This window comes from Psychrobacter phenylpyruvicus DSM 7000 = NBRC 102152 (assembly GCF_000685805.1).
Taxonomy (GTDB): Bacteria; Pseudomonadota; Gammaproteobacteria; order Pseudomonadales; family Moraxellaceae; genus Psychrobacter; species Psychrobacter phenylpyruvicus.
The window spans coordinates 1-10,677 of record NZ_JMKP01000052.1 but is presented as its reverse complement, the minus strand read 5'-3'; the positions used below and the strand labels follow the sequence as shown (position 1 = coordinate 10,677).

10 protein-coding genes and 2 pseudogenes are annotated in these 10,677 nt (G+C 39.5%); 7 read left to right on the top strand and 5 right to left on the bottom strand.

The annotated features are described in order from the left end of the window. A pseudogene (locus tag G561_RS0112665) lies at positions 1 to 248 on the bottom strand (IS982 family transposase); the annotation flags it as partial. A gap of 376 nt (positions 249 to 624) precedes the next feature. On the opposite strand from G561_RS0112665, the gene G561_RS0112660 reads away from it, so the two are divergent. Further along, positions 625 to 1,113 (top strand): hypothetical protein, encoded by a 489-nt coding sequence (locus tag G561_RS0112660; RefSeq protein WP_028859888.1) that lies wholly within the window; start codon positions 625 to 627, stop codon positions 1,111 to 1,113. Between the two features lie 160 nt (positions 1,114 to 1,273). Here the strand turns inward: G561_RS0112660 and G561_RS0112655 are convergent, their stop codons facing one another. Further along, positions 1,274 to 1,663 carry an SCP2 sterol-binding domain-containing protein gene (locus tag G561_RS0112655; protein WP_028859887.1) on the bottom strand — a complete coding sequence of 130 codons (390 nt, stop codon included), beginning with the start codon at positions 1,661 to 1,663 and terminating at the stop codon, positions 1,274 to 1,276. Positions 1,664 to 2,453: 790 nt separating this feature from the next. Between G561_RS0112655 and ccoN the strand changes: the two genes are divergently transcribed. The 6 genes from ccoN to G561_RS0112625 all read left to right on the top strand — a co-directional run bounded on the left by ccoN (position 2,454) and on the right by G561_RS0112625 (position 8,382). After that, positions 2,454 to 3,944 (top strand): cytochrome-c oxidase, cbb3-type subunit I, encoded by a 1,491-nt coding sequence (ccoN, locus tag G561_RS0112650; RefSeq protein WP_028859886.1) that lies wholly within the window; start codon positions 2,454 to 2,456, stop codon positions 3,942 to 3,944. A gap of 24 nt (positions 3,945 to 3,968) precedes the next feature. Next, on the top strand, positions 3,969 to 4,607 hold the full coding sequence (gene ccoO, locus G561_RS0112645; RefSeq protein ID WP_028859885.1) for a cytochrome-c oxidase, cbb3-type subunit II: 639 nt from the start codon (positions 3,969 to 3,971) through the stop codon (positions 4,605 to 4,607). Next, entirely contained in the window at positions 4,607 to 4,789 is a 183-nt protein-coding gene (locus G561_RS0112640) for a cbb3-type cytochrome oxidase subunit 3 (RefSeq protein WP_028859884.1), read from the top strand. Before ccoO ends, G561_RS0112640 begins: the two co-directional genes overlap by 1 nt. Further along, positions 4,786 to 5,895 carry a cytochrome-c oxidase, cbb3-type subunit III gene (gene ccoP, locus G561_RS0112635; RefSeq protein WP_028859883.1) on the top strand — a complete coding sequence of 370 codons (1,110 nt, stop codon included), beginning with the start codon at positions 4,786 to 4,788 and terminating at the stop codon, positions 5,893 to 5,895. The genes G561_RS0112640 and ccoP overlap by 4 nt, the downstream gene beginning before the upstream one ends. Before the next feature lie 383 nt (positions 5,896 to 6,278). Beyond that, the gene (gene ccoG, locus G561_RS0112630; RefSeq protein WP_028859882.1) at positions 6,279 to 7,682 is read left to right on the top strand and encodes a cytochrome c oxidase accessory protein CcoG; all 1,404 of its coding nucleotides are present in this window, start codon (positions 6,279 to 6,281) and stop codon (positions 7,680 to 7,682) included. A gap of 118 nt (positions 7,683 to 7,800) precedes the next feature. Next, entirely contained in the window at positions 7,801 to 8,382 is a 582-nt protein-coding gene (locus G561_RS0112625) for a FixH family protein (protein WP_028859881.1), read from the top strand. An 89-nt stretch (positions 8,383 to 8,471) separates the two neighbouring features. On the opposite strand, the gene ttcA is transcribed toward G561_RS0112625, so the two are convergent. The 3 genes and pseudogenes from ttcA to G561_RS15455 form a co-directional block, all read right to left on the bottom strand. After that, complete coding sequence (gene ttcA, locus G561_RS0112620; RefSeq protein ID WP_373277699.1) at positions 8,472 to 9,521, bottom strand: tRNA 2-thiocytidine(32) synthetase TtcA; 1,050 nt, start codon at positions 9,519 to 9,521, stop codon at positions 8,472 to 8,474. 225 nt (positions 9,522 to 9,746) lie between these two features. Then, positions 9,747 to 10,388: a hypothetical protein gene (locus G561_RS0112615; protein WP_028859879.1), complete on the bottom strand. Its 642-nt coding sequence runs from the start codon at positions 10,386 to 10,388 to the stop codon at positions 9,747 to 9,749. 61 nt (positions 10,389 to 10,449) lie between these two features. Continuing rightward, positions 10,450 to 10,677: pseudogene (locus G561_RS15455) on the bottom strand (hypothetical protein); the annotation flags it as partial.

Here is a 10,677-nt window from a genome sequence, read left to right as displayed (position 1 = left end):
CATTGTTTAGCAAAGTTAGGGTAAGAGCCAAGGTTTGGAAACCAAGACAGCCAGTGGTTTTTAAAATATTGCCAGATTTGTTTGTCTTGATCCATGCCCATAAACTCACCAACTAGCTCCATACATATAATTTCAGTATCGCTAAGTTTAGGCGCAAATCCGCCTCTTCTTAACGGTTTTTGAACGACTAAGTTGTAATATTGCTCTACCATCAGATAGATATTAATGATAAATTCGTCAAGTGGCATCTCATTGTCCTTGGTCTTCTTGGTCGAAAACTTTAAGGATAGTGAGGTGTCATTTTTTTTCAACCCCTAAAAGTGTTGAGAGTGGGGTAGATATAACTATAAAAATAAGCTTAACTGTTAATATTTAAAAAAGCTGACTTCTACATTGGGTCAGCTTTTTTGTTTTGGGCTAGTTTTTATGCTTTGGGTCGGTTTTAATGTAGATAAACCACTGATTTTTGGTCAATACCGATAAATATACCAAAAATAGTTGACTTTTTAACAATTTAGACAAACTCTGTATTTACAACTGTTACAAAATCAGGTTACTATAAATCAACTTCTCTAAATGAAAGAGTAAATCAATAGAGTTTATTCGATTCATATCAGTGTGTCTATGAAACCTTCTACTTCTTCTAACAAGATTTCCACCCCCTCTTCACTGCCTGCTCCTCTATTAATGGCAGAAGGTATTACCGACTCTCACAGCTTACAGCCTGCTCTTTATAAACTGGCTGCTAAGTCTTATGAGTATGAAGAGGTAAGCTGCTGTCCCTCGATTGAGTTGGCCTCAATATACCGAGGTAAGCATTTATCAAGTATTGAAGATACAAAAGAACTCCTGTACCGTGAGCAAGCGAGTTCTGCTAAGCCCTCAGCGGCTTATGCTAGACCTGAATCAAAACCGGCCAGTTCAAACTTTGCCAATTCATCTGTTGATAGTGCCGCAAGCGATCTATCTTCTACCGATAATAGCAGTGGGGCACTGACACTTTTTATGAAATCTGTACTTGGTGAAAAAACCTTTAGCTCTATTAATTTACTGTCAGTGAGCTTTTTTGTCTCAGGCATATTATTAATGTTTTATTTAATGCATTTGATTTAATTGCTTATATATTGATAAAACTATAACCTGCATAAAAAAACCATTGATTTATAAAAACAGCGCCAAAAAGAATAGCCTTATAAAAACAGCTTCATAAAAAAAGAGTGCTTGGATATATCCAAACACTCTTTTTTTTGACTTAAACTAAAGCATGAACCAATTAAGCTTGTTCAGTCATCGCATAGATTTTTTTGAAAAGATCTTTTTGTTCAGGTGAAGGCTTAGCCGTTTGTAGCGCCATAACTTGACCCATATCACCATCGATGCGAATTTTACCCGACATAAAAGCATTCATTGCTTCATTCATATCGCCTCTTAAAGCAATAGCTTTTAGGGTCTCTTCATCAATATTGATAGTAGTAGTTGCGTCAGTCTCGCCTTTTTTCAAAACGCCGTTTTCAAGTGCGGCACTAACATCACCATTTGCGGTGTTAGTAACTTTTAGGTTAATTTTGCTGTTAGCTAATGCTGGTGGAAGATTTAATTCACCAGCTTCTGCAGTTAGACGATCCACTTCGTTAAACCATTCATCCGTTAAAAAAACTGCCATAAGAGTTTCCCTGTTCAAATTAAAAATAGAGTTAAGGTAAAAATAGGGTTAAAATATACCTTAAGCATGTTAGTTGATATTTCAAAATAATGTTTATAGTTTATATAGTGATTACTATATATAGTCAAGATAGGTTTTATTAAAATAGTGAAGATTTATTTTTGACAAGACCAAGAGTTAACTCTATAACTTTATCAACTGACGCAGTGCATCATAAACGCTTTTAATTTTTTTTAGTAAAACCCTAAATAAAACAGCTACCTAAAACCCATTAAGGTAAATACTAAGCTTAGTTCGATTGTAACAAAAACTATAGACGCTACAGTAGTTTTTGAATTAATAAGTCATTTTTAATGTTATCAGTTAAGTGTTACCCTATGCGGCTTAAAAACGTAGCGTATTTAAAACATAGCATAGTGATAACTTTAGAGTCATTAAGGCTCGAGATATAGCTTAAGAGTCAAGTATTTAGCTAATTAAACGAGTTACCCACAACTTTTTTACGGGTTTTTTTTGATTTGACTGTTTCGTCAGATGATATTTTGTATCCTATGCGTTACAATAGCTTCATATTTAGATAACATCGGGTATAACAGCCAAGCGATTGAGACTGGGATTTAATTTTAGTTCCTCAAGAGTCAGCCATTATTTAATTAAATTACTGAGTTACTGTGTTTTTTACACTAGGTCATCTGTAGCAGATGGCTCAATCATTCAGAATTAATTTCTTAAAGGCAGCTCAAGTTTGGCTGACACCTTTGATACTTAAGGCTGTAAAGGAAATATTCCAATGAGTATAAATAACACAGCAGTCTCTCCAGTCGATCGTGATTATGAAATCACAGTTGTTAGATATTTCACGATCATGGCAATCGTCTGGGGGATTATAGGCATGGGTCTTGGGGTGTTTATCGCCTCACAATTGGCTTGGCCTGCCCTAAACTTTGATATCCCTTGGCTAACTTTTAGCCGTTTAAGACCGCTGCATACGAACGCGGTAATTTTTGCGTTTGGTGGTTCTGCTTTATTTGCAACCTCCTACTACATCGTACAGCGTACCTGTAAAACCAGATTATTTGCTCCTTATTTGGCATGGTTTACTTTCTGGGGATGGCAAGCAGTCATTGTTGCTGCTGTCATTACCTTACCATTAGGTTTAACCTCAACCAAAGAATATGCGGAGCTTGAATGGCCTATTGATATCCTAATCGCAGTCGTTTGGGTTTCATATGCCATTGTTTTCTTTGGTACATTGATTAAGCGTAAAACGTCTCATATCTATGTAGCGAACTGGTTCTTTGCAGCTTTCATCATCACTATTGCTTTACTTCATATCGTAAACAGTATGGCCATCCCAGTAGGATTATTTAAATCTTACTCATTATTTGGTGGTGCTACAGATGCGATGGTTCAGTGGTGGTATGGACATAACGCGGTTGGTTTCTATTTAACAGCAGCCTTCCTAGGTATGATGTATTACTTCGTGCCAGTACAGATCGGTCGTCCAATTTACTCTTACCGTTTATCAATTGTGCACTTCTGGGCGTTAATCGCTTCATACATGTGGGCTGGTGGACACCACCTTCACTACTCTGCACTACCTGACTGGACTCAGTCTTTAGCTATGGTGTTCTCAGTAATCCTATTCGCTCCTTCTTGGGGTGGTATGATTAACGGTGTTCTAACGCTATCAGGTAGTTGGGATAAACTACGTACTGACCCAATCATTCGCTTCTTGATCGTTGCCTTGTCATTCTACGCAATGTCAACTTTCGAAGGCCCAATGATGTCAATTAAGACAGTGAACGCTTTATCGCATAACACTGACTGGACTGTAGGTCACGTACACTCAGGCGCATTAGGCTGGGTAGGTTTAATTACGATGGGCTCTTTATACGTGCTAATTCCACGTATTTTCAATAAGCCTAAGATGTATTCAATCAGCTTAATTAATACTCACTTCTGGCTTGCAACTGCAGGTACTATTTTCTACATCGTTTCTATGTGGATCTCTGGTATTGGACAGGGCATGATGTGGCGTCAAACAAACCCAGATGGAACGCTTGCTTACAACTTCATTGAAACAGTAACGTTCTCTCACTATCCATATATCGGTCGTGCATTTGGTGGTTTGTTATATGTAAGTGGTATGTTTGTGATGGCTTATAACGCTTATAAGACTATCCAGATGCCAAGTGCTCGTCCTGTTGACGAAGCTGACCCAACAAATCATAGTCCTATCGTCAAAGATGACGAAGACACTCAGCCTGTTAACGTGTAACCAGCAATCGCTTAAGGAGATATCATGGCGGGTACAGCTCATGAAATAATTGAAAAAAACACAGGCTTGCTGGTCATCTTTATTGTTATTGCAATTAGCTTTGCAACATTAGTAGAGATTGTTCCATTAATTTTTGATACCAAGTCTGGTGATGAAGGTGGGGTTAACCAACCTCTACCTACTATGGAACCATGGACAGCGTTAGAGTTTGAAGGACGTGATATTTATATCCGTGAAGGCTGTCATGTGTGCCATACACAAATGATTCGTCCACTACGTGCTGAAGTTGAACGTTATGGACCTTATTCACGTGCTGCAGAATCTACGTGGGATCACCCATTCCTATGGGGTTCTAAACGTACTGGTCCTGACCTTGCACGTGTTGGTGGACGCTATTCTGACGATTGGCAGAAAAAGCATTTAATCGACCCACAATCACTGGTACCTGAATCAGTAATGCCAGGTTTCCCATGGTTAGCGGAGCGAGAAGTTGATGGCAGTAAAGTACAAGCCAAAATGCGCTTATTCCGTGACCGCTTTGGTGTTCCTTATACTGAAGAGGACATCGAAGGTGCTCCTGACCAAGTATTAGGGGCTACTGAACTTGATGCACTTGTAGCTTACTTACAGCAGCTTGGCACCGCGATGGAGGGTCAACGCTAATGAGTATCAGTGACCTACAAATTTTTGCGACTGTGGGGGCATTTATTGCCTTCATCAGTATCGCATGGTGGGCGTATTCACCTAGAAACAAGAAGCGCTTTGAAGAAGATGCACAGCTTGCGTTGGATGATGACATGTTAGCGTCATCAGCCTCTAATTCACGCAATAAGGATAAAAGATGAGCATATTTTGGAGTTCATGGATCACCATCTTAAGTCTGGCCTGTTGGTTAGGTATTCTTGGCGTGCTCCTTTTCGTTCTGCGTAATAAACCAGATTTAGCAGAAGACGGCACTACAGGTCATACTTATGATGATGTTATTCAAGAGTATGACAAGCCGCTTCCCAAATGGTGGTTAGTTATTTTCTTCGGTACTATTGTTTGGGGATTGCTTTACTTTTTACTATTCCCAGCTCTTTTCCCAAGTCACTTTAATGGCTTATCCACGGTGGAAGTAGACGGCAAAACTGTACCTTGGAGTTCAAAGAATGAGCTTTACAGTGACCTAGAAAAGAACAATAAGGTTTTCACTGAAAACTTTTATAGTAACTTCTTGCCTAATGCAGCTGCTCAAAAACAAATGGCTACCTTAGCTAGTCTACAAGCTAAAGAGCCTGTTAAATCTGAGCGTAGCAGTGAGCTAAGCGAAAAGATTCAAGCTAATGTTGAAGCTTTAGCTCCTTACGTAAAAGAGTTATCTGGCAACCAAAAAGCACTAATGGCAGGTGAACGTCTGTTCTTACAGAACTGTGCAGTATGTCACGGTTCAACAGCCCAAGGTGCTCCAGGCTATCCTAACCTAACTGACAATGATTGGTTACATGGTGGTGAGCCTGAGAATATTTTGGTAACGCTGCATAATGGTCGTCACGTAAACCTTGATCCAACTCAGCCATTACCTATGCCTGCTCAACGTGCTGATATTGGCGAGCAAGGTGTTAGAGCTGTAGCTGAATATGTTCTTTCAATCTCTAAAAACCAAGAGAAGACAGAACTTGACCCAGCTAAAATTACTGAAGGTAAAGCAATTTTTGATGAAAAATGCTTTATCTGTCACGGTCAAGATGCTAAAGGTATGATTTCTGCGGGTGCCCCTAACCTAACTGACGGTATCTGGTTATATGGTGGTGATCGCGAAACAGTCCAAGAAACCATCCGTAACGGTCGTGGCGGTGTAATGCCAGAGTGGGAAACTAAGCTTGGTAACGAACGTATTATGTTATTAGCTTCTTATGTTTATTCTTTATCAAATAATGCGGTAGTAGCTCCAGCAGATACTGCTAAATAAGCTATAGTCATTATTTATAAGTTGAACTACCCATTTCAAACTAGTTATTAATATCATCAAGAGGGGGCTGTCAATACAGTCCCCTTTCTTTATTCGTTTTATCTTCTCGGAAGAAGACTGGTTTTAAACATATATTTGTATTGTATTTTATGCAGTCAGCAACCATATAATAGTTATTGGAAATATAACTTTGAATTAATTAAGTGTTGGATAACTAATATCTACAACTTTATACTTCAAAGACAGCGACCCCTGCAGGGCAGTTCAGAATTAACAGAATCTGAGCAATCAATGTTAAAATAACAGTAGAGCAACTAGCGTGCAAAATCTTCGCTAACTCTTATTTTGCCAGCATAATGGTTCTAATATTTAGAGGTACATTTATGTCAGCCCCCTCCCCTAATAAAATTCCAGTTCATGATATGGACGCCACAAAAAAACGCATTCATCCTCGTTTTGTCAGTGGTTTTTATCAGCGCATACGATTATTTAGTATGTACTTTTTGTTGGCCTTATTTTTAATTCTACCTTGGATTAAATATGATGGGCGACAAGCAATCTGGTTTGATGTACCTAGTCAGCACTACTATATATTTGGGATGACTTTATTCCCACAAGATTTCTTCTTCGTTGCCGCAGGCTTTATCATTGCAGCATTTACCCTATTTATGGTAACTGTCTATGCAGGTCGTGTTTGGTGTGGCTATGCCTGTCCTCAAACTATTTGGACGCACCTATTCCAACATGTTGAAAAATGGGTAATTGGGGATAGAAACAAACGCATTAAATTTGATAAAGAACCCAATTCAGCCAGCAAAATCGCCAAAAAATTATTAATTTATTTCATTTGGTTTTTGATGTCGGTATTTACCGCCACCACGTTTGTCAGTTATGTAGCCGGTACTTCTGTAATGTATGGGAGTTGGCAGTCTATTGCAGGCATTCCTTTCCCTGACTGGCCGACCTGGATTTGGGTATCAATGTTTATTTTTACCTTTGCCACTTATGCCAACGCCGCTTATATGCGCGAATTCATGTGTGTCTATATCTGTCCGTATGGCCGCTTCCAAAGTGTGATGTTTGATAAAGATACCTTGATCGTCTCTTATGACTACAATCGTGGTGAGCCTAGAGGCCCACGCAAAAAAGGCACTAAACCAGATGAACTAGGCGATTGTGTTCAGTGTAGTATGTGTGTACAGGTCTGCCCAACTGGTATCGATATTCGCGATGGTCTGCAGGTAGAATGTATTCAGTGTGCGGCTTGTGTCGATGCTTGTAACGAAATCATGGACAAAGTGGGCTATCCTCGTGGTTTAATTCGCTATACCACTGAGCGACAGCTTGTAGAAAATGAACAAAGTCGTTACCTACGCCCTAGACTATTCGCATATCTGTTATTATTGTCAGTATTAATCGGCGTGGTTGCCTATGCCTTGATTGATCGTGTACCGCTTCAAATTGATGTACGTGGGGATCGTAACCAATTATCCTCTATGAACGCTGAAGGTCAAATCGTTAATAGTTATATTATCAAGGTGACCAACAAAACTCAGGAAGCTCATGAATATGTTCTATCTATTACCGCACCTGAAGGCTTTACTTTAAACACTCGATTTGAATCTATTCCTTTAGAAGCTGGTGAGAGTTATGATATGCCAGTAAGTGTCGCGGCCGATCCTGATGCTATTGATCAAAATGAAATGCCTGTGACCTTCAATGTTGATAGTAAAGATGGGACTTACCATGCTTCAAGGACCAACGTCTTTACTTCGCAAACTAGGTAATAAGCCGTTGAGAAAAGTATCTTAAATCAGATACTGATATTTTTAAATCGCCAGTTTAATAGGGTCAAACCCTATAAGCTGGCACTTTATTTTTATGTATGCTATTGAAGGTTTTACTATGAAAAAATCTACCTCTCCTACCAATTTTGGGCATCAAGATACTCAGCCTTGGTATAAGAATTACATGGTTATAATCTTCGTTATTGGCCTGCCTTTATTTGTGGTAGTGGCCTGTATTTGGTTCGTGTTTTACTCAGTCCAAATTAAAGATACTGTGGTCCGTGACGACTGGTATATGGATGGTAAAACGCTGTATCAAGATGTTTCGCGGGATAAGTTGGCTCATGATTTAGATTTACGAGGGGAGATGATTTTTGACAAAGATGGTAAGGTTATTTTTTATTTAAATTATCCTCAACAAAGCTTAGCATCAGGTAAGCTGTTAGATGGCACTCCGCTGTACTATCCAGATAAACTGACCTTGTCTATCTCGCATGCCACGGATATTAACAAAGACCGTGATGCCATATTACAGCATGTCAAAGACAATCAATACTCAGCCAACATACAGCTTGATGAGTTAGAATCTAAGTACTATGTTCAGGTAAGCAATGAGGGGGAGCTAAACTGGCGCTTACGTGAGGTGGGTAAACTTCCTCAAGATCGCATTAATTTTAAGCCTTTACAGTCTTTTGATTAGTTCACCAGCTCAGCTGGACGTCATTAAATTTTAGCTGTCCCCTATTCATTCTATTGATTAAAAAAAGAGAGCTAAAAAGCTCTCTTTTTTTAATCGATAATTGGATTAATAGTAGGTATCTTCTTGACTTTATTTGCTTGCTCAAAGGGTTTAACTTCTGGTTGTGTCGGTAAGCCAATCTCTGCTAAATCAGCTTCTCCACCTACCTGTATATTTACCCCTTCAAAAGGACGCTCACTATCGTCACGATCTAACTTCAGACTTTCAAAATCGAATAGTTCTCGGTCAGCTAGTTGTGAAGGCGCTACATTCTGCATCGCTTTAAAGATAGAGGCCAAACGTTGTGGATGAGCATCATCCCATTCACGCAGCATATCATTGATCATGGCACGCTGTAAGTTTTCTTGAGAACCACATAAGTTACAGGGAATAATGGGGAACTCTTTGTAACGTGCATATTTAATAATGTCTTTTTCTTCCACATAGGCTAAAGGACGAATCAACACATTTTGCTTATCATCACTTAATAACTTAGGTGGCATCGCTTTTAACGAACCGCCATGGAATAAATTCAAGAAGAAAGTTGCTAAAATATCGTCACGGTGATGGCCTAGAGCAATTTTAGTAGCTCCAATTTGTTTGGCAAATCCATATAGTGACCCACGACGCAGGCGAGAGCACGCAGAACAATAGGTCTTACCCTCTGGTACCACACTTTTAACCACACTATAGGTATCTTTTTCCAAGATATAATGCGGTATGCCCTGCTCTTGCAAGTAGTTTGGCAAAATATCTTCTGGATAACCCGGCTGCTTTTGATCCAAATTAACGGCTACCACCTCGAAATTAATCGGGGCAATACGCTTGAGAAACAGCAAGATATCAAGCAAAGTATAGCTGTCTTTACCGCCTGAGACACAGACCATCACCACGTCACCCTCTTCAATCATATTGAAGTCACGAATGGCATGAGAGACCTGTTTACGCAGCTTCTTTTGAAGCTTCTTAAAGCGGGCAGACTTCACCCCTTTATGCTCTACATTTTGCTCATCGAGTGACTCGGGTGCTGAATTTTCGTCCTCATTATCTAGGCTATCGACCATTGGGTCTTGGTCGTTATCTATGATATTGCGGGACATATCAGCAGGATTAAAGGTTTGGGGCTGTGAAAAATTAGTTTGCATAATCAATCGCTATTAGCTGTCTATATTTAGGCAGTGATTATATCAAATTGGTGGTTTTTACGCTTGTTTGATTAGTATAGGCTTTAAGGTTAATAACTGTTCGTTTGTATTTATAGGCATAAAAAAACGCCCTCATTGCGAGGGCGTTTTTGTTGAAATTAGACTTTTAGGAAGGTGGGGTTATGCAATGACTACATTTACGATATCCGTATCAATATAGATAGTTCGACCACCTAGTGCTTCAGTATAATATTCATAGTAACTATTACCTTCATATTCAACTGGAGTTCCATTGGTACCAGTGGCATTATACCATTTGTTAGTAGCAGTACCTTCAAGGTTTACTGTATCTCCTGCACCACCAGCAATATATAACCCCTTATTTCCACCATCTAAATTAGATGGATTATATTGTAAAAGATCACCAGTATGGAAGGTATTACCCTTACCGCCTAAGTCAATGATCTCTGTGCTGAATAACTCATTAGCCCAGATTTTATTGCCAGTGCCAGTAAACTGTAGAGTATCTATACCTTCTCCACCATTGATATTTCCAGTACCAGATGCGTCGATCGTTTGGTTACTGCCTGTAATAACGATAGTATCGTTTCCGGCTCCCATATCAATACTACCGCCGTTAATACCACTTAGTGTTAATGTATCATCAGCATTAGAGTAATAGATATTAGTACCTTGAAGATTAGCATCCTCAAATGGACCTGTTTGTGTGAAAGGACCCTCTTCAGGATCAAAGGCTGCAATACCTCCAGTTAGCTGGTCTCCTTCACCTAAATATAGATTACCACCAGTTAAGTTCTTCACTCGTACAATGTCAACCGCATTGTCTCGGTGTTTGTCAACATAGTTGTCACCATTTAATGAATTAGGCGACTCTCATCTTATCAATCGATTTTGGCTCTTTTACTGGATTTAAAGTCGTTGGGGGTACAGGTGTACAATCTCTCACCTCTCGGCCACCCCAGCGCGCAGGATTTAATGCTTTCGCACTCTCTATCGTCTGCTTACGATTTGCTAGAATGACTTTATCCTCCCCCATATGGCGCTCATTAGGGGTCACAAATCTAAGCTGACTGTGCTTATGCTCCATGTT

Bases quoted from the DNA above. Each gene is read 5' to 3' on its own strand.
- G561_RS0112660 (WP_028859888.1), top strand. From the start codon at position 625: ATGAAACCTTCTACTTCTTCTAACAAGATTTCCACCCCCTCTTCACTG.
- G561_RS0112655 (WP_028859887.1), bottom strand. From the start codon at position 1,663: ATGGCAGTTTTTTTAACGGATGAATGGTTTAACGAAGTGGATCGTCTA.
- ccoN (WP_028859886.1), top strand. From the start codon at position 2,454: ATGAGTATAAATAACACAGCAGTCTCTCCAGTCGATCGTGATTATGAA.
- ccoO (WP_028859885.1), top strand. From the start codon at position 3,969: ATGGCGGGTACAGCTCATGAAATAATTGAAAAAAACACAGGCTTGCTG.
- G561_RS0112640 (WP_028859884.1), top strand. From the start codon at position 4,607: ATGAGTATCAGTGACCTACAAATTTTTGCGACTGTGGGGGCATTTATT.
- ccoP (WP_028859883.1), top strand. From the start codon at position 4,786: ATGAGCATATTTTGGAGTTCATGGATCACCATCTTAAGTCTGGCCTGT.
- ccoG (WP_028859882.1), top strand. From the start codon at position 6,279: ATGTCAGCCCCCTCCCCTAATAAAATTCCAGTTCATGATATGGACGCC.
- G561_RS0112625 (WP_028859881.1), top strand. From the start codon at position 7,801: ATGAAAAAATCTACCTCTCCTACCAATTTTGGGCATCAAGATACTCAG.
- ttcA (WP_373277699.1), bottom strand. From the start codon at position 9,521: ATGTCCCGCAATATCATAGATAACGACCAAGACCCAATGGTCGATAGC.